Origin of the sequence: Rhizobium sp. 16-488-2b (assembly GCF_017741815.1) — a bacterium.
Lineage (GTDB): Bacteria > Pseudomonadota > Alphaproteobacteria > Rhizobiales > Rhizobiaceae > Rhizobium.
The window spans coordinates 351049-368552 of record NZ_JAGHMF010000008.1 but is presented as its reverse complement, the minus strand read 5'-3'; the positions used below and the strand labels follow the sequence as shown (position 1 = coordinate 368552).

The following is a 17504-nucleotide window of genomic DNA, read 5'->3' as shown; positions in this document are numbered from 1 at the left end:
AACGCCTTTCGGGCATGTGGTGGGAAGAGTACGCAAAAACTTTCCGTTTGCAACAGAATACATTTATGTTGCAAATTTGCATAATTTGCATAACTCTGCGTTTATGAGTGATATTAAATCAAAGCGGCCGCGTCAGGCCGATATTGCCGCCGCCGCAGGCGTTTCCGTATCGACCGTGTCGCGTGTGCTGGCGAATGAGCCTGGTATCAGCGAAAGCGTTCGGCAGCACATCTTGCGCATTGCGGCCGAGCATGGCTACCAGACCAAAGGCTCCTCGGAACCAATGCCGGGTGGTCTTGCCTTGATTGCCAGTGACGGCGCAACAGGTGGGCTCAGCGTCTTTTACGAAACGATCGTGGAAGGCTTGCGCGTGGGTGCGGCGGAGGCGGGAATGTCCTTCGAAGTCCGGCTGGTGCGTGAGGATCGCGCCATGCCTGATGTCATTCGCGACCAGATGAAGGCCACGAACGCGGAAGGCCTGTTCCTGGTCGGTATCGATCCCAACCCTGCGCTTCGACAGTGGATCGAGGCGGAGAAGATTCCGGTCGTTCTCGTCAATGGCACTGATCCGCAGCTTCGCCTCGACGGTGTCTCTCCCGCCAACTTCTTCGGCGCCCTTCAGGCCGGCGAGAGGTTGCTTGCGGCGGGACATCGCAAAATCCTGCATTTCACCGGTTCACATCGCCATACCATCCGCGAACGCCTCAGGGGCTTCGACGCGGCGATCGCCACCGTGGAGGGAGCCGCGAGCCGGATGGTTCCGATGAGTTTCCAAGGCAGCGCCAGCCGGGAAGCTCATGAATTGATGGCCGCCATCCTGGGTGAAAACGCGGGCTTCACTGCCGCTTTCTGCATGAACGACTTCATTGCTGTCGGTGTTCTGGAGGCCGTCACCGAGGCGGGCCTTCGTGTGCCGGAAGACTTCGCGATCGTCGGCTTCGACGATCTGCCCTGCGCCTTGATGACCAACCCGCCGCTCTCCACCATGCGCGTCGATCGGGGCGCTCTCGGCCGCGAGGCCATCGGCTTGATGATCGACAGGTTCCAAGACCGGACAGCGCCGGCGCGTCACGTATGCCATGCGGTCGTCCCCGTTGTGGGGGGTACCGTACCAATGCCGAAAACCGATGAGTGATAGAGATGACCTATGATCCGGCCAGCGCCAATCCGTTAGCAGGCAACCCGCTGGAGACGCGCGAGGACATGAGCCGCGCGCTCCTCGACCTCTTCGATCCGTTGCTCCCCTATTTCTCGAAGGGCAATGCACGCGTTCGCCTGGATGGTGCCGGCGCCCATTTTGACCGCGCGGCCGCGGACTTGGAAGGGTTTGCCCGTCCTCTCTGGGGTTTGGCGCCGCTTGGAGCTGGAAAAGGCGATTTTGCCCATTGGCAGCGTTTTGCGGAGGGGCTTGCGAACGGCACGGATCCGGAGCACCCGGAATATTGGGGCGCGGTCAACGGGCGCGACCAGCGCATGGTCGAGCTCGCGGCGCTCGGTTTCGCGCTGGCGCTTGTCCCCGACAAGATCTGGGAGCCTCTGAGCGAGCCGGCGCGGGCAAATGTCATCGCCTATCTCAAGCATGCTCGGCAGTTCGATTATGCCGACAATAACTGGAAGTTCTTCCGCATCTTCGTCGACATCGCTCTTGATCGCGTCGGCGCCGAGTTCGACCGCGGCCTGACGAGGCAATATCTCGAGGAGCTCGAGGGCTTCTATATCGGTGACGGCTGGTATCGCGACGGGAACGTGCGCCGCATCGACCACTACATTCCCTTCGCCATGCATTTCTATGGGCTGATCTATTCCAAGCTTGTTGATGACGACTACGCGAAGCGCTACCGCGAACGTGCCGTTCTGTTCGCTAAAGATTTTCGCAACTGGTTTGCACCTGATGGCGCGACTATCCCCTTCGGCCGCAGCCTGACTTATCGTTTCGCTTGCGCCGGCTTCTGGTCGGCGCTCGCCTTTGCCGATCTGGAGGCGCTGCCCTGGGGCGAGATCAAGCACCTTTGCCTGCAGCACCTGCGCTGGTGGAAGGACAAGCCGATGACCAATCGCGACGGCATCCTGTCGATCGGCTTCGGGTATCCAAACCTGCTGATGTCGGAAAGCTACAACTCGGCGGGATCGCCCTATTGGGCGTTCAAGGCCTTTCTGCCGCTGGCGATCGCGGATGACCACCCGTTCTGGACCGCGAAGGAGAAGGCGCCTGCACCAAGCGAAAGCGTCTCGCCGCAGCGCCATCCCGGCATGGTGCTGATGCGGGCAGGTGGCGATGTCGTCGCCCTGTCTTCGGGACAAGAAAATCTCCAGATGCGGTTTGGGACCGAGAAATACGCGAAGTTCGCATATTCGGCACGCTATGGCTTCAGCGTCGAAGCCGATGAACGGAGCTTCGCCGGCGGTGCATTCGATTCCGCGCTCGCCTTCAGCGACGACGGATTGCACTACCGCGTGCGCGAGACGAACGTCGAAGCAAAGCTCGCCGGCGACGTGCTCTATTCAAGATGGTCGCCATTCAAGAGTGTTTCCGTCGAAACCTGGCTGATCCCCGCAGCGCCCTGGCACATCCGCGTCCACAAGATCAATTCGCCGCGCCCGCTGCAAACCGCTGAAGGCGGCTTTGCGATTGCCAAGCGAGACTTCGATCTGGATGTGCTTGAGGTAGGGCCGGGCAGCGCCCACGTCATCGGCGATGCCGACTTCTCCGGCATTGTCGATCTGGGTTCGACAGTGAAGCGAGCTGGGCTGGCGCAGAAAGCTCTGCCGAACACCAACCTGATCGTCGCCAAAACGCTTATCCCTCAATTGCGCGGTGAAATCCCGGCCGGTGAAACCGTCCTCATCACCGCCGTGCTCGCGTTGGATGACCCGGCCGAGGCTTCCGGCGCATGGACTACGCCTCCGGCGGCACCTGACATCTCGGCGCTTGAGGCCCGCATAGCGAAGGACGGCATAACCGTCAGCGCCATAGAAGCGCCGGGGCAGATGCTATGAGCCGACCGGGTATCGCGCTTGCCATGCACCCAGGGCGGACAGAGCACGTTCTCCCCGATCGCCTTCTCGACCGGCTGGAAAGTGTGGGCCGACTGCTCGACCGGGAGCCGTTGCAGACCTTTGTCGACGGACGCGCCAAGCGCATATTGCCCGAAACGGAAATCCTCATAACCGGATGGGGCGCCCCATATGTCGGCGGCGATGTGCTTTCGGTAGCCGTAGGGCTGAAGATGATCGCCCATGCGGCGGGAACGGTGAAGGGCTTGATCGACGAAGACGTGTTTCGCGCAGGCATCGCCATCAGTCATGCGGCCGAGGCGAACGCGGTCCCGGTGGCCGAATTCACGCTTGCCGCCATCCTCTTCGCCGGCAAGCAGGTTTTCCGATTTCGCGACACTTACGTCGCGGACCGCAACCGTGATCGCACCCATCCGATGCAGCGGCTTGCGATCGGAAACTACGACCGCACCGTTGGCATCATCGGCGCGTCGCGCATCGGCCGGCGCGTGATCGATCTGCTGAAGCCCTTCAATTTCAAGGTCATCCTTTTTGACCCGACGTTGAGTGCACCGGAGTGCGCGGCGATCGGGGCCGAGAAGGCTGACCTCGATACCCTGATGCGCGGCGCCGACATCGTCTCGCTGCACGCGCCCTCGCTGCCATCGACACGTCATATGATCGATGCCCAGAGGCTGGCGCTGATGAAGGACGGCGCGACGCTCATCAATACGGCACGCGGCGCCCTCATCGACGAGGCTGCACTTCTCGCCACGCTTTCGGCCGGTCGGATTGACGCGATCATAGATGTGACCGACCCTGAGATCCCGGAAGCAGCATCCGCGTTCTACGAGTTGCCGAACGTGTTCCTGACACCACATATCGCAGGCGCCGTCGGCCTCGAGCGGACGCGATTGGGCGAAATGGCGGTCGACGAGATAGAGCGATACGCGAGCGGTCAGCCACTCGAATACGCGATCACCTTGGCCGACCTCGATAAGATGGCTTGAGAGGCGGTCGTGTTCGTGCCAACTCGGTCTGACTAGCCGTTCAGTTGATACCGGAGCCGAGACAGATCAGAGACAGCGCTCCAGCACCAACTATCTTCCATTGCGGTCGGGCGAAATGCTATAGCTCGCATATGAAAATCCTCATCGTCGAAGACAATAAAGAGCTCGCCGATTGGCTCGCGAAGGCTCTGCGCCAGGCACAATATGCGGTCGACATTGCCTTCGATGGCGAGGATGCGGAATTGATGCTGAAGGTCGCGCGCTACTCGGCTGTTATCCTCGACCTTTCCATCCCGAAGATCGACGGCATGACGCTTCTGAAGCGGCTCCGGCAAAGCGGTGAGAGGGTTCCAGTCATCATCCTGACGGCAAATGCCAGCCTCGACGGTCGTGTCGCGGGTCTCGATAGCGGTGCCGATGATTACCTTGCGAAGCCCTTCGAGATCGCTGAGCTCGAGGCGCGCATAAGAGCAATTGTCCGCCGCGGACAGGATCGCGCCGCGCCGGAGGTGGTGGTCGGCGATCTTGTCTTTGCCGGTGCCACGCGACAGTTCTCCCTCAAAGGCGAACCGCTTGCGCTGACTCCCAGGGAGCACGCCGTTCTCGAACATCTGATAACGCGCGTCGGAACGACGGTCTCCAAGGCCGCCCTTTCTGAAAGCATCTTCGGTTTCGACGACGAAGCCGACCCGAGTGCCATCGAGATCTACGTCCACCGATTGCGCAAGAAGCTCGAGGCGAGCTCGGCCCAGATCGCGACGTTGCGTGGTCTCGGATATCTGTTGCGGGACGCGTCCTAGGATGCGTCGTCTGCGGGGCATGCTGATCGCTGTCTGGGCGCTGCGGCAGAGTTTGCGCGCCCAGCTTCTGGCCTGGGTTGTCCTCACCCTCATCGGCGCCATCTGCTTCAATCTCTACGAAAGCTACCAGACGGCCGACCAGACGGCGAAGCTCGTCACCGACCGCACGTTGTTGAGCTCCGCCCGGGTGATCGCGGAAGCGGTGCGGGTCGACGAGGGCGGCAATGTTGAGGCGGACATTCCGCCGGCCGCACTTGAGATGTTCGATACCGGCTATGGAGACCAGGTTTTCTACCAGATCATCACCGCCTGGGGAAACCTGATTGGCGGCTTTCCGGACCTGCCGCTGCCGACGGTCGACCGCACGGGGCAGGATCTGGCGTTCCGGAATTCGACCGTTCGGGCGCTGACGCTCAATCATCCTGTCGTCGGGCTTCCCGATAACGGTGCCATCTCCGTCACCGTCGCGAGCACCCATAACAGTCAATACGCTTTGCGTAGGCGCTTATGGTTGGATGATTTTTCCAAGCAGTTCGTGCTCGTGCTGCTTGCAGGAGCGGTTACGATCGTCGGGCTGCAGCGGGGGCTGGCGCCTGCGCTGCGGCTGCGCGATGCCGTGCGCGCCCGCGGACGCGAACGATTGGATCCGCTTTCGCCCAAGATGGTGCAGACCGAATTTCAGCCGCTGGTGCATGCCTTGAACGACCATATGGAGCGCGTTCAAAACCAGATGGCCGCACAGCGGCGATTTGTTTCGAATGCCGCTCATCAACTGCGAACGCCGCTGGCCCTGATGTCGATGCAGGCCGGCGTCGCGGCACGGGAGACGGACGACGCCAGCCGCGAAGAGGCGCTGCAGGCCTTGCGCGGCAGCATTCGCCATGTTTCCCGTCTTGCCAGTCAGCTGCTTACGCTGTCGCGCGCCGAGCCGGGCAGCCGGCGGCCGCGAAGCGAGACCATCGATCTCGCAACCACGGCCAGGGACATCGTCGCCGCGCATGCCGAGCAGGCGCTACAGCGCGATATCGATCTTGGCCTCGAAGTTTCAGATTCCGGTCCCGTCGAGGGCGATGGGACGATGCTGCGCGAGATGCTCGTCAACCTCGTCGACAATGCCATTCGCTATACCCGCCCTGGCGGCACCGTGACGGTTTCCGTTGCCCGGGCGGGTGATATCGCCGTGCTCGATGTCGAGGACAATGGACCGGGTATTCCAGCGGCCGAGCGCGAGCAGGTCTTCGAGCGGTTTTATCGGGTGCTCGGCACTGAGGGTGAAGGGAGCGGCTTGGGGCTGGCGATCGTTCGCGAAGTGGTCGACGGCGCCGGCGGCGAGGTCATTCTTGCCGAGGCGGATGGCGGCGGCCTCGTGGTGAGCGTGCGGCTTCCGATCGCGGTTGCGAAGCAGGGCAGGGATAAGCAGGCATAAAGAAGGTCGGACCTTTCGATCCGACCTTTAGAGAGCCTGGGAGGATGGGCGCTCTTACTGGGAGTCCATGTGCTGCTGCGGACGCCATTTGGCGAGGCGGTCTTCGATGATCGTCATGATGTATTCCGCGACAAGCGTTACAACCATGACCAGCAGGATCGCGGCGAACATGCCGGCCGCGTCGAAGGTGCCCTTGGCGATCGAAATCAGCTGACCGATGCCGAAACGGGCGCCGACGAACTCGCCGACGATCGCGCCGATGATGGCGAAGCCGAACGACACGTGCAGGCTGGCGAAGATCCAGCTCATGGCCGAGGGGATCACCACCGTGCGCGTGACCTCCCAGTCGGAAGCGCCGAGGATGCGGGCATTGGCGATCATGTTGCGGTCTGCTTCTCGCACGCCCTGGAAGGCGTTTGCGAAAACCACGAAGAACACCATGATGAAGGCGAGCGCCACCTTCGACGGAAGCCCGAGGCCCATGATCATGATGAAGATCGGGGCAAGGACGACACGCGGGATCGAATTGATCGCCTTGATGTAGACCGAGAAGATGTCCGACAGGAAGCGGTTGCGGCCAAGGCCGATGCCGACAAAGACGCCGGTGATCGAGCCCGCGAAGAAGCCGATCAGCGCCTCTTCCATCGTGACCCACAGATTGTACCAGAGCGAACCTTCGGTCGTGCCTTCCGTTGCCCATTCGTAGAGGCGTTGAACGACGCCGCTCGGGCTCGAATAGAAGAATGGGTCGATCCACTGCATGTTGGAGGAAAGCTCCCACATGCCGATGACGAAAACGAGGATGGCGATCTGCCAGAAGCGCACGAGCGCGTTGCGACGCTTCATCGCCTTCATTGCGGATGCTTCGATTTCCGCGTCCGATGTTCCCGGGCGGAAGAGTGCGGCGGAGCCGACGCTAAGAGTTGTATCAGCCATTGTCTCCTCCTCAGGCGGCTTCGCTTGCGCGGCGGTAGCTGGTTTCTACCTCTTCGCGCAGGTCGTCCCAGATCGTCTTGCAATAGTCGATGAAGCTCTGTTCGTAGCGGATCTCCGATACGACGCGTGGCCGCGGAAGATCGATCTGGTAAACGGATTTCACGGTCGCGGGGCCCGCCGTCAGCACGTAAACCTTGTCGGCAAGCGCCACGGCTTCCTCGAGATCGTGGGTCACGAAGATGACTGATGCCTTCCGTTCGGCCCAGAGCTTCAGGAGCTCTTCGTGCATGACGGTCCGCGTCTGCACATCGAGCGCCGAGAACGGCTCGTCCATCAACAGGATTTCCGGCTCGTTGATGAAAGTCTGTGCCAGCGAAACGCGCTTGCGCATGCCGCCGGAAAGCTGGTGTGGGTAGTGATGCAGGAACTTCGACAGGCCGACGCGAGCAAGCCAGTCCTTGGCGCTCGTTTCCGCTGCCGCCTTCGACTTCCCGCGAAATGACGGTCCAGCCATGACGTTGTCGATCACGTTCTTCCAGGGGAACAGCGCATCGGTCTGGAAGGCGAACCCGACGCGGCGGTCGATGCCGGTGATCGGCCCACCCATAAGGCGGACTTCACCGGCGCTCGGGCGGGCAAGGCCGGTCACGAGGTTGAGCGTCGTCGACTTTCCGCATCCGGTCGGGCCGACGACCGCGACGAACTCGCCGCGTTCGACGGTCATGTTGAAGTCGCGAAGCGCGGTCAGCGATTTTCCGGTCGGCGAGACAAAGCGGCGGCTGACATTGATCAGCTCGACGGCGGGCGTCGTTGTGTTTTCCTGTTGCATGGCGAATACCTATGCGTGCCTCTGCGGGCGTGCACGCAGTGCCCATAGCGCGCTGGCGGTCCCGCCGATCGGCGGGCCACCCGTCGCGACGGAAGTTACTTCGCGTTCTTGACGAACTCGGTCGTGTAGGTCTTGGAAAGGTCGATCTGCTTGCCCTTCACGTTCTTGGAGAACTCGGACAGCACGGCCAGAACCGTCCTCGGACCATCCTCAGGCATGACGCCATCAGGCGTGAACATGCCCTTACCTTCGTCGAGCGCCTTGATGTATCCGTCCTTGTCGCCGACGTAGAAGTCCTTCGGCATCTTGTCGGCGATTTCGGCCGCCGAATGCGTGTTGATGAACTTCAGCGTCTTTACGAAGGCGTTGGCAAGCTTCTGGGTTTCTTCCTTGTGCTCGTCGACCCAGGAGGTCTCGAGATAGAGCGAAGCGGCGGGATAGGTGCCGCCGAGGGCCTGGCGCGTTGCTTCAGGCGTACGCATGTCGACGAGAACCTTGGCTTCGCCAGTCTTCAGCATGCGCGAGATCGTCGGCTCGGTTGTCATGCCGGCCTGGATCTGGTCTTGCTGCATGGCGGCGATGAAGGTGCCGCCGGCGCCGACTGGAACCGTCACGACATCGCCCGGCTGCAGGCCGGCATTGGATGCCATGTAGAGCGTGAGGAAATTGGTCGAGGAGCCGAGACCGGTGACGCCCAGCGTTTTGCCCTTGAAATCGGCCGGCGACTTGATTTCGGGATGCTTGGTGGAAACGAGCTCGACTTCACCCGGAGCCTGGCTGAACTGGACGATGGATTCGACGAACTTGCCCTTGGCCTGCAGGTCGACACAGTGGTCGTAGAAGCCGACGACGCCCTGAACGGCGCCCGCGAGCAGCTGGTTCTCGGCATCGACGCCGGCGGCTTCGTTCAGAAGCTCGACATCGAGGCCTTCATCCTTGAAGTAGCCGAGGCTTTCGGCGAGCTTGGCGGGCAGGTAGATCTGCTTTTCATAGCCGCCGACCATGATGGTGATCTTGTCGGCCGCGTGCGCGGCGGGCGCGCCGAAGGCTGCTGCGGCGACGATTGCAGAAAGTGCGATTCCGTTGAAAAGGTTGCGTGTCAAACGCATGAAAGTCTCCTCCGAATATAATTCTGGCGCATCGCACTTCGTCACGAACATTGTGCCTCCTCCACGATGCAGCCTTGTAGCTATCCGGTCCAAGCTTTCAACCAGCTTTCAGCGCCGCGCCCCAGGTTCAAGAAAAGAGAACCTACCTGTTCTCTCGTCCCGAGCGCGATGCCGACGGTCTAATGGAATGATAGAATTTCGGCAGATCGCGATCACAGGAGCGTGATGGCTGTAACCATTCACCCAGAGATTACGAACAACGGCATGTGACCCTGTCGCATGGCGCGGCGGGCACGCATTTGGGAGACCACCATGAATACGCATCTTTTCACAACCTTTGCCAGCGTCACCCTGCTCGGCATTTCGCTGGTCGCCGGCGGCGCCAGTGCGCAGTCGAACTCGGACGCGATGAAGAAGCCCGACAGCATGAAATCGGACATGACGAATAGCGATAATATGATGTCTGGTTCCATGAAGGCCACCGGTATGAAGATGGGCAACACGAAGGCCGACTGCACCCACAAGGCCGGCATGGAAAAAAACAGCATGAAGAAGGCGGACATGATGAAGCACTGCGATGCGATGAAGTAATCATGCTGGCGCTCCTGCCGTTGCACCAGCTGGAGCGCCACCCGTCGGCAAGAGCGGCGTTGAGCATCACCTATACTATTGGTCGCTCTGTAGAAGATTGGTAAACAGGCCTTCTAAGGACAGGAGGGCTGTAAGTGTCCATGTTATTGAAAAGCTTAGCCGCCAAGCTTGGCGACGATCTCGTTCTTGCCGATGGTGAAAGCATGGATCGTTACCTGCGAGACTGGCATCGCGACACCGTCGGTGCGGCCCTCGCCGTGCTCCGGCCTCGATCGGTAACCGACGCTGCTGACGCGGTACGGGCATGCCGCGATCTCGGGCTCGCCATCGTGCCACAGGGTGGTAACACCGGTCTCGTGCACGGAGCGCTACCGCAATCGCCATCGGACCATGTCGTTTTAAGCCTGGAGCGGCTGAACACGATTCGCGCCATTGCTCCCGACGATTTCTCGATGACGGTAGAGGCTGGCTGCATCCTGTCCACGGCGAAGGAGTGCGCCGCGGAACACGGCATGTTCTTTCCGCTTGCACTGGGCGCGCAGGGTAGCTGCCAGATCGGTGGCAATGTCAGCACCAATGCCGGCGGGATCAATGTCCTGCGGTATGGCATGACTCGCGATCTTGTACTGGGCCTCGAGGTCGTGCTGCCGAATGGCGAGATCTGGAACGGTCTTTCGACGCTGCGCAAGGACAATCGCGGGATCGATCTGAAGCAGTTGTTCATCGGTTCGGAAGGCACGCTCGGCATCATCACGGCCGCCTCGCTGAAGCTCACACCCCTGCCGACGCAGCGTGAGACCGCGTTGCTCGCAGTAGCCTCTCTCGATGACGCCGTTGCGCTCTATCGCCTGGCACGGCGGGAATGCTGCGATCTGATGTCGGCGTTCGAGTTCATGCCGCCCGAGGCGTTCCCTTTGGCGCAGGCGGCCATGCCGGATCTGGTGATGCCGCTTTCCGGGGAATATGAGGCCTATGTCCTGATGGAGCTCGGTGGATCGGGGCTGGTCGACATGGCGGATCTGATGCGGCGGTTTCTCGAGCTCGGAATGGAAAAGGGCCTCATTCTCGATGGTGTCATCGCCGCTTCGGAGAGCCAAGCGAAGGCCTTATGGAGCTTTCGCGAAGGCATGGTCGAGGGGCAGGTCAAGCGTGGCCGTCATCTGCGCACCGATGTATCGGTCTCGCTCTCCAACCTTGCGGCCTTCGTGGCCGAGGCGGAAGCCGAGCTTGCACGCGTTCTACCCCAGTGCCTGTCAATATCCTACGGGCATGTCGGGGACGGCAATGTGCACCTGAATGTTCTGCCGCCGGCAGGAACGCCCGACGGCGAACGCGACATGATCATCAAGCGCGCCAAGACCATCATCAACGACGTTCTTTTCCGTTACCAGGGAAGTATCAGCGCCGAGCATGGGATCGGGCGTGAAAAGATGGATGACTTCCGCGCCGGATTGCAGCCGACGCAGGTGCAGCTGCTTGCCGCTTTGAAGACGGCGATCGATCCGGATTGGCGAATGAACCCCGGCGTTTTGTTCTGATTGGATCAGATCGGCTGCATCTTACGCATGTCGCTCAGCTGACGCTTCATCTGGTTGATGCGGGTCCGCTCGCTTTCGGGCCGGCGCATGGCGACGCTGGTCGAGAGGATGTCTATGACCACGAGCGCTGCGATGCGCGATATGGTCGGTGTATACATGTTCGTGTTTTCGAGCGTCTCCACGATCAATGCTACGTCCGAATAATGCGTCAACGGCGATTCCGAACCGGTCAGACAGATGACGATCGCGCCGTTGTCGCGCGCGATGCGGGCGATCTCGATGATCGATCGGGTGGTGCCGGTATTCGAGATGACGAAAGCGACATCGCCTTCCTTCATCATAGAGGCGACCATCAGTTGCTGGTGGGAATCGAGTTCGGCGCCGCACGGTACGCCGAAAAGCGGGAACTTCTGCTGCGCGTCGCGCGCAACGATGCCGGAAGCTCCAAAGCCGAAGAATACGATCGATCGAGCCGCGGCCAGAATGTCGATGGCCTTGTGAAGGGCGGTCTTGTCGAGCTTCGAGCGGGCCCAGTCGAGACTGGTCATGGTGTAGTCGAAAATTTTCTCGGCGATAACCTCGGGCTCGTCGGTGTCCAGAAGCACCGAGTGCGTTGCCGGCGTGCCAAAGGCGAGGCTTTGCGCGAGGCGGATCTTGAGATCCTGGAACCCATTGCAGCCGACCGCCGTGGCAAAGCGGAGGACCGTGGGCTGGCTGACCTCGGCTAGCGCCGCCGTTTCGCCGACGGTCGCATTCATGATCCGGCGCGGATCGTCGAGAACGACGTCAGCAACCTTGCGATCCGATTTGCGCAATTCGGGCCGCATCGTCCTGATGACTTCGATGATGTTGCGGCCGTTGCTGCTTCTGATGTCGCTATCCATCCGGATCGCCTTTCCTGCACTCTTAGCTGCGAAGGCTAGAAGCTTAGAGGTTTAAGAGCAAGGTCGCGTCGTGCAACGAGAGGCCGGTTACGACTTCTGCAGGGTGTATAAGATGTCTGTCTTGGCGCGGTGCAGGCCGATACCGGTAGTCGTGGCAATCTCGGCGTCGATTATCTCCGGCTGCTCGGTATTGAAATCGAAGAGCCCGTAATGATGTGCGATCAGGTCGGTCGCGCCCACATACCGGGTAACCGCAATCGCTTCGTGAAGCGAAAAGTTCCCAGGTACGCCGTTTTGCGAAAGCTCGGCGCGTCTGCCATTGACCGGCAGGAGAGCAACATCCGGCCGCAACCGGCGCACCTCGTCCTCAAGCCCGTCGAAGGGAATGCAGTCGCCGGAGTGCCAGATGCAGGTCCCTTCGGTCCGGATGGCATAGCCGAGAAATCGGTGGTTGCCGTCCGTGTCCGTTTCCAGCGTCTCATGCGCGGCGCGCGTCGGCATGATCTCGATATCCAGAGGCGGCGAGATGGGTTCGCTGGCGCGCGCGAGAATGAGCCGATCGCCTTGTGCGCCCGAGCGCTCCATGGCCTGGGCCGCAACCGCGCGGGGTGCGATCAATCTGGCGCGAGGATTGGCCGAGAGCAGCAATGGCAAGGTGCCGGGATCCATGTGGTCGGTGTGGGCGTGCGTACAAAGCACGAGATCGACATGTAAAACCTCGTCAGGGAGCACGGGCGGCGGCATCATGCGCACATGCGGTCGCGCCGTGTTTCGGTACTTTGCGGCCAGGCTGTCGGAAAGATAGGGATCGATGACAAGCCGCATGCCGGCAATGTCGATGACGAATCCAGCCTGACCGAGCCAGTATACTTCCACTTGCCCGGTCGTTGGCCGCTTCAGTCGCGCGGTCAGCGGTTCTTGTATCGGCGTTTCCTTCAACCTGGCGCGCATGGTGAGGCCTCAGGCTGACAAGACGGAGAGCAGGTTGTCAGCCGCTATTCGTGTGGCGCGGTCAACGCTTTCCGCGGTGAAGCCGCCTATGTGGCTCGTTGCGATCACGCGTTCATGCGCGGCCAGCTCAAGCGAAACAGGTGGCTCCTGCTCGAAGACGTCGGTGGCATAGGAGCCGATCTGCCCGAGATCGAGCGCATCGATCAAGGCGTCCTCGTCCACCAGCCGTGCGCGTGCCGTGTTGACGATGACCTGTCCTCTTTTCGCCGAGAAGATACGGCCTCGATCGAGGAAGGTGGAGCCGTCGCGGGGCAGGGGGCAATGCAGGCTAAGGATATCGGCCTCGGCAACGATATCGTCGACCTCGGCATAGGAAAATGCGCTCGACGGAAGATCGAGATTCGGTCGCGCCGGATCGAATGCGACAACGCGCGCGCCAAGCGCAATCACCATGCGGGCGACCTCCCGCCCGATCGCGCCGCAGCCGATGATGCCGACGGTGCGGCCATGGATTTCAGCACCCCGCAACCTCGGCCAGCCACCGGCCTTGATGCCGGCATCCGAATGCGGAATGGAACGCAGGGCGCTGAAGATCAGGCCGATGGTGAGCTCCGCCACCCCCATGGAATTGGCGCCCTCGGCGATCATCACCTTCACGCCACGCTCCTTGAGCATGTCGATCGGGAGGTTGTCGACGCCCACGCCGTTGCGGCTGATGACCTTCAAGGCCGCGGCCGCTTCGATGATTTTCGGGGTCACCGGCTCGACGCCGGCGAGCCAGCCGACGCAGCCGGGCACCAGATCGATCAATTCCTGCTCGTTCGGCATCGCGCCCGCGGTGGAATAGACGATCTCGAAGCCCTGCTCGCGCATCCGCTCGACATCGGGATGCGGCTCCTGCGTCAATGAACGCGGCGTGACGAGAATACGCTGGTTCATGCTCATCTCCCCGCAGCCTGAATGGCGATCTCGGATATACGATCGAACGAAAGACCCGATGTCGGGATCGCGACGTCGAAGACCTCGGCGATGACCTGCGTCCAGCCGTGGATGAAATAGGTCCAGCCGTCCTCGATGTGCAGCGATAGCTCTTTCTGCTGACGACGGGCCTGGTCGAGAAAGACGAGGTCGCCGCGGTAATTGAGATCCCAGACAACGGCACGTTCGGGGAAGACGGCGGCATCCGTCAGGGGTGAGCCGGGCGCGTCCTTGCCGAGGCCGGTGGCATTGATGACGAGCGAGCCGGGTTTCAAGGTGGCGAGAACCTTGTCGTTGTCTTCAGGGCGTTCGGCCAGCAGATACTCTACCGGCACGTCGAACTCGACCTGCTCGTGAATGCGCTTGATCTCGTCCAGACGATGCTGGCTGCGATTGGTCACGATGATACGCGACGGCACGTTCCTGCCGCGGCTCTTTCGCATCAGATGCCAGGTCAGCGCGATTGTCGATCCTCCGGCGCCCATCGAGAACAGATCGGCGTCGTTATCGGCGAAGTAGGTTTCTCCCAGAAAGCCGTCGATCGACAGGCCGGACGAGATCGGATCCTTGGCGTGGCAGATCAGCTTTCCGTCCCGTTTCGAAATGCAGCTGGTTTCGTCCATCAGCAGCGCATGCTGGTCGATCACGTCGAACATGTCCCTGCAAGCGTGAAAGAGGTCGATCTTGTGGGTGGTGACGAGCGCGCCCATGGACAGCGGGTCATCACGAATGAATTCGACTGCCTTGCGATAGGCAGCGGGATCGTCGTGCAGCTTGAAATCGATGCCCTTGATCGCGGCGCCCTTCAGTCCGAGATACTCCGCCCAGGCGGGAAAGACCTTCATGATCGAGCTTTTGCCTGTCGTCACGCCGATGAAGTAGAGCGTCGGGCTGGTTGCGGGTTCGTATGTGCTCACGCGCGCTTCTCCAGAGCTTCCTTTGCGACCTTGACGGCAGCTGCGGCGTTTCTCGCGATATCCTTGAAGCGGCCTTCACGAATGTCTTCGGTCTTGGCGATCCAGGTGCCACCCACCGCGATCACCTGGCGCAGCGCCAGCCACTCGCCGATCGTTGCCTCGGTGACGCCGCCCGTCGGGATGAAGCGAATACCGAGATGGGCGAAGGGGGCGGAAATGCCCGCCAGCGCCTTCGGGCCGCCCGCCACGCCGGCGGGGAAGAACTTCGCCAGTCGCACGCCGCGCGCGGCCGCAAGCGTCAGATCCGATGGCGTCATGATCCCCGGGCAGAAGGGCAGGTTCTCGGTTTTGGCGGCATCGACGATGTCGGGATCGAACCCCGGCGCCAGGGCGAAACGGGCACCGGATGCGATTGCCTTCTTCAGATTGGCCCGGTCGAGGATGGTACCTGCGCCGATGCACAATTCGGGGCGGGCGTCGCGCATGGCGGCCAGAACGTCGGCTGCGGCTTCGGTTCGGAAGGTGATCTCGGCCACCGGCAATCCGCCTTCAAGCAGCGCGTCGGCGAGTGCCACCGCATCCGAGGCGCGCTCGATGGCGATAACGGGAACGACGCCGAGACCGGCGATGAGGTCGATAGGATGTGTCATGGCATTCTCCGCAAGCTCTTGTCGATCAGGTGTAGGATTTCATCAGCGCGCGAACCGTTTCCTCGTTGCGCGGCTGATAGGCGGGGTTCTCGATGAGTTTCCAGCCGTCGGCTCCGTCGCTCACGACGCGGTGGCGCATGCCACGGGAGGATTCGATGATCCCGTAATCCTGGCCGCTATCAGAGGGGTAGGCGAAGACCATCACCAGATCCTCGTTGCCGATGTTGACGGAGCGGTGAATCCAGAAGGGGGGCACGTAGCAGATGGTCTGCGGCCCGATCTCGACGATGCGCGTCTCGCCTGCCGGCGATTCGAGCTGCATCAGTCCGAGGCCCTTCTGGCCGTAATAAATCTCGGGCCGGTCCGCCTTGGCGTGGATATGTCCGCGCGTCAGAAAGAATTCGTCGGCGATCTTGCCTGGGCTCATGCGCGTAACGCCGTAGATGAGGTCGCCGCTGTGCGTTCCCGGGCGGAAATCCTCCACGTCATAGACGACGACATCGCCGAGCTTTTCGAAAGCCGCGTCGAACGCAGCTTCGTCGGCGTAAAGCCCATTGAGATCGCTCAGGCGCTTCTCGTAGCGCCCGGTGTTTCCGCTCATTCCGCCGCCGATCGTGTCGACAACGCTTGAGACTGGTTCCCGCATCATCATGCATCCTCCGTTTGGTAGTGAAATTACATAAATAGATATGAAAACACGTGCAAGCGAAATTTTTAGGCTATATTGCACTGCAAAAACGTAGAAATTGAACAAAAAATATGTTGACGGGAAAAATTCATGTAACTACGCTACATTTTAGCCAGGAGATGGCTTGCGCTTGAAGGCGCTCACCCGGAGGAGAAACGAAAATGAAAAAGACTGTAATGACGCTTGCGCTCTGCGCAGCCGCATCGGTACTTGCCATGGCGACCGCGCAGGCGGCCGATTGCAAGATCGGCATCTCGATGAAGACGCTGGACGCGCCGTATTTCGCCGCACAGGAAGTCTCGGCGAAGAAGCATGCCGAAGAGCTCGGCTGCGAAGTAATCTCCGTCGATGGCCAGAACGATCTCAACAAGCAGGTCGCCGACGTCGAAGACATGGTCGCGCAGGGCATCGGCGCGCTGATCATCAATCCGCGCGACAGCAAGGGTCTTGTTCCGGCCGTCAACGCCGCCACCGCGGCGGGCGTCAAGGTCTTCGTGATCGACTCGACGATCGACGCGCAGGCGAATTTCGTAACCCTGGTCCAGTCCTCGAACTCGCAGAACGGCCTTCTGGTCGGTCAGTGGCTCGCCGATGCGACCAAGGGCAAGGAACTCAAGATCGCGCTGATCTCCGGTGACAAGGGCAATGAAGTCGGCCAGGAGCGCCGCTTGGGCGTGCTGGCAGGTCTGACCGAAGGCCAGCTGCGCAACGAAGGCCGTGCCAACTTCACGGTGGTCGGCCAGGGTTGGGGCGCCTGGACCAATGAAGGCGGCCTGAAGGCCATGGAAGACCTTCTGACCGCGAACCCCGACGTCAACGTCGTGCTCGGCGAAAACGACTCCATGGTGCTCGGCGCGCAGAAGGCGCTCGAGCAGGCAAACAAGTCGGGTGACGTGCTGTTCCTGGCGGCCGCAGATGGCCAGAAGGAGGCGTTGCAGGCGATCAAGGATGGCAAGTATGGCGCGACCGGTCTCAATGATCCGGCGCTCGTCGCCGCCACCGCCGTCGATCTCGCCAAGAAGGCGCTCGATGGCAAGCTGCCCGGCGATATCTCCAAGATCACCTACACGACGCCGACCGCGATCACCAAGGACAACGTCGACAAGTACCTGAAGAAGGACGCGGTATTCTAAGACCGGATCCTCCCTGTGGCCGGCGCGACTTCGTCCTCGCCGGCCATCCATTCAATGACCTCCGAAGCCG

17 protein-coding genes are annotated in these 17504 nt (G+C 61.2%); 8 read left to right on the top strand and 9 right to left on the bottom strand.

The window, feature by feature from the left end; all coding sequences use genetic code 11:
• Positions 1-103 precede the first annotated feature (103 nt).
• From J5286_RS10385 to J5286_RS10365, 5 genes are all read left to right on the top strand, one after another.
• Complete coding sequence (locus J5286_RS10385; RefSeq protein WP_209190314.1) at positions 104-1135, top strand: LacI family DNA-binding transcriptional regulator; 1032 nt, start codon at positions 104-106, stop codon at positions 1133-1135.
• 5 nt (positions 1136-1140) lie between these two features.
• Positions 1141-2997, top strand: coding sequence for a DUF2264 domain-containing protein (locus tag J5286_RS10380; RefSeq protein ID WP_209190262.1), 1857 nt, complete (start codon positions 1141-1143; stop codon positions 2995-2997).
• The gene (locus tag J5286_RS10375) at positions 2994-4004 is read left to right on the top strand and encodes a hydroxyacid dehydrogenase (protein WP_209190261.1); all 1011 of its coding nucleotides are present in this window, start codon (positions 2994-2996) and stop codon (positions 4002-4004) included. The genes J5286_RS10380 and J5286_RS10375 overlap by 4 nt, the downstream gene beginning before the upstream one ends.
• A 131-nt stretch (positions 4005-4135) precedes the next feature.
• Positions 4136-4804: a response regulator gene (locus J5286_RS10370; protein ID WP_209190260.1), complete on the top strand. Its 669-nt coding sequence runs from the start codon at positions 4136-4138 to the stop codon at positions 4802-4804.
• A 1-nt stretch (position 4805) separates the two neighbouring features.
• Positions 4806-6230, top strand: coding sequence for a sensor histidine kinase (locus J5286_RS10365; RefSeq protein ID WP_247749720.1), 1425 nt, complete (start codon positions 4806-4808; stop codon positions 6228-6230).
• A gap of 54 nt (positions 6231-6284) precedes the next feature.
• On the opposite strand, the gene J5286_RS10360 is transcribed toward J5286_RS10365, so the two are convergent.
• From J5286_RS10360 to J5286_RS10350, 3 genes are all read right to left on the bottom strand, one after another.
• Positions 6285-7166, bottom strand: a complete 882-nt coding sequence (locus tag J5286_RS10360; RefSeq protein ID WP_209190259.1) for an ABC transporter permease — start codon at positions 7164-7166, stop codon at positions 6285-6287.
• Positions 7167-7176: 10 nt separating this feature from the next.
• Positions 7177-7995, bottom strand: coding sequence for an ABC transporter ATP-binding protein (locus tag J5286_RS10355; RefSeq protein ID WP_209190258.1), 819 nt, complete (start codon positions 7993-7995; stop codon positions 7177-7179).
• Between the two features lie 95 nt (positions 7996-8090).
• On the bottom strand, positions 8091-9104 hold the full coding sequence (locus tag J5286_RS10350) for an ABC transporter substrate-binding protein (protein ID WP_209190257.1): 1014 nt from the start codon (positions 9102-9104) through the stop codon (positions 8091-8093).
• Positions 9105-9416: 312 nt separating this feature from the next.
• On the opposite strand from J5286_RS10350, the gene J5286_RS10345 reads away from it, so the two are divergent.
• Together J5286_RS10345 and J5286_RS10340 are read left to right on the top strand one after the other, a co-directional pair.
• Positions 9417-9695 (top strand): hypothetical protein, encoded by a 279-nt coding sequence (locus J5286_RS10345; protein ID WP_209190256.1) that lies wholly within the window; start codon positions 9417-9419, stop codon positions 9693-9695.
• A gap of 140 nt (positions 9696-9835) precedes the next feature.
• Positions 9836-11233: an FAD-binding oxidoreductase gene (locus J5286_RS10340; protein ID WP_209190312.1), complete on the top strand. Its 1398-nt coding sequence runs from the start codon at positions 9836-9838 to the stop codon at positions 11231-11233.
• Positions 11234-11238: 5 nt separating this feature from the next.
• Here J5286_RS10340 and J5286_RS10335 read toward each other — a convergent pair whose 3' ends face one another.
• The 6 genes from J5286_RS10335 to J5286_RS10310 all read right to left on the bottom strand — a co-directional run bounded on the left by J5286_RS10335 (position 11239) and on the right by J5286_RS10310 (position 16265).
• Complete coding sequence (locus J5286_RS10335) at positions 11239-12117, bottom strand: SIS domain-containing protein (protein WP_209190255.1); 879 nt, start codon at positions 12115-12117, stop codon at positions 11239-11241.
• An 87-nt stretch (positions 12118-12204) separates the two neighbouring features.
• Positions 12205-13068, bottom strand: a complete 864-nt coding sequence (locus J5286_RS10330) for an MBL fold metallo-hydrolase (protein ID WP_209190254.1) — start codon at positions 13066-13068, stop codon at positions 12205-12207.
• Positions 13069-13077: 9 nt separating this feature from the next.
• Positions 13078-14007, bottom strand: coding sequence for a phosphoglycerate dehydrogenase (locus J5286_RS10325; protein ID WP_209190253.1), 930 nt, complete (start codon positions 14005-14007; stop codon positions 13078-13080).
• Positions 14008-14009: 2 nt separating this feature from the next.
• A complete protein-coding gene (locus J5286_RS10320) occupies positions 14010-14963 on the bottom strand; it encodes a shikimate dehydrogenase family protein (protein WP_209190252.1) in 954 nt (317 codons plus the stop codon).
• Complete coding sequence (eda, locus tag J5286_RS10315) at positions 14960-15613, bottom strand: bifunctional 4-hydroxy-2-oxoglutarate aldolase/2-dehydro-3-deoxy-phosphogluconate aldolase (RefSeq protein ID WP_209190251.1); 654 nt, start codon at positions 15611-15613, stop codon at positions 14960-14962. The genes J5286_RS10320 and eda overlap by 4 nt, the downstream gene beginning before the upstream one ends.
• Before the next feature lie 25 nt (positions 15614-15638).
• Complete coding sequence (locus J5286_RS10310; protein ID WP_209190250.1) at positions 15639-16265, bottom strand: glucose-6-phosphate isomerase family protein; 627 nt, start codon at positions 16263-16265, stop codon at positions 15639-15641.
• A 197-nt stretch (positions 16266-16462) separates the two neighbouring features.
• Between J5286_RS10310 and J5286_RS10305 the strand changes: the two genes are divergently transcribed.
• Positions 16463-17434 (top strand): sugar ABC transporter substrate-binding protein, encoded by a 972-nt coding sequence (locus tag J5286_RS10305; RefSeq protein ID WP_037179307.1) that lies wholly within the window; start codon positions 16463-16465, stop codon positions 17432-17434.
• The last annotated feature ends 70 nt before the right edge of the window (positions 17435-17504 follow it).

Coding starts and splice junctions, on each gene's coding strand:
- J5286_RS10380 (WP_209190262.1), top strand. CDS start 1,141: ATGACCTATGATCCGGCCAGCGCCAATCCGTTAGCAGGCAACCCGCTG.
- J5286_RS10355 (WP_209190258.1), bottom strand. CDS start 7,995: ATGCAACAGGAAAACACAACGACGCCCGCCGTCGAGCTGATCAATGTC.
- J5286_RS10375 (WP_209190261.1), top strand. CDS start 2,994: ATGAGCCGACCGGGTATCGCGCTTGCCATGCACCCAGGGCGGACAGAG.
- J5286_RS10330 (WP_209190254.1), bottom strand. CDS start 13,068: ATGCGCGCCAGGTTGAAGGAAACGCCGATACAAGAACCGCTGACCGCG.
- eda (WP_209190251.1), bottom strand. CDS start 15,613: ATGACACATCCTATCGACCTCATCGCCGGTCTCGGCGTCGTTCCCGTT.
- J5286_RS10360 (WP_209190259.1), bottom strand. CDS start 7,166: ATGGCTGATACAACTCTTAGCGTCGGCTCCGCCGCACTCTTCCGCCCG.
- J5286_RS10365 (WP_247749720.1), top strand. CDS start 4,806: ATGCGTCGTCTGCGGGGCATGCTGATCGCTGTCTGGGCGCTGCGGCAG.
- J5286_RS10335 (WP_209190255.1), bottom strand. CDS start 12,117: ATGGATAGCGACATCAGAAGCAGCAACGGCCGCAACATCATCGAAGTC.
- J5286_RS10350 (WP_209190257.1), bottom strand. CDS start 9,104: ATGCGTTTGACACGCAACCTTTTCAACGGAATCGCACTTTCTGCAATC.
- J5286_RS10340 (WP_209190312.1), top strand. CDS start 9,836: ATGTTATTGAAAAGCTTAGCCGCCAAGCTTGGCGACGATCTCGTTCTT.
- J5286_RS10325 (WP_209190253.1), bottom strand. CDS start 14,007: ATGAACCAGCGTATTCTCGTCACGCCGCGTTCATTGACGCAGGAGCCG.
- J5286_RS10385 (WP_209190314.1), top strand. CDS start 104: ATGAGTGATATTAAATCAAAGCGGCCGCGTCAGGCCGATATTGCCGCC.
- J5286_RS10305 (WP_037179307.1), top strand. CDS start 16,463: ATGAAAAAGACTGTAATGACGCTTGCGCTCTGCGCAGCCGCATCGGTA.
- J5286_RS10310 (WP_209190250.1), bottom strand. CDS start 16,265: ATGATGATGCGGGAACCAGTCTCAAGCGTTGTCGACACGATCGGCGGC.
- J5286_RS10370 (WP_209190260.1), top strand. CDS start 4,136: ATGAAAATCCTCATCGTCGAAGACAATAAAGAGCTCGCCGATTGGCTC.
- J5286_RS10345 (WP_209190256.1), top strand. CDS start 9,417: ATGAATACGCATCTTTTCACAACCTTTGCCAGCGTCACCCTGCTCGGC.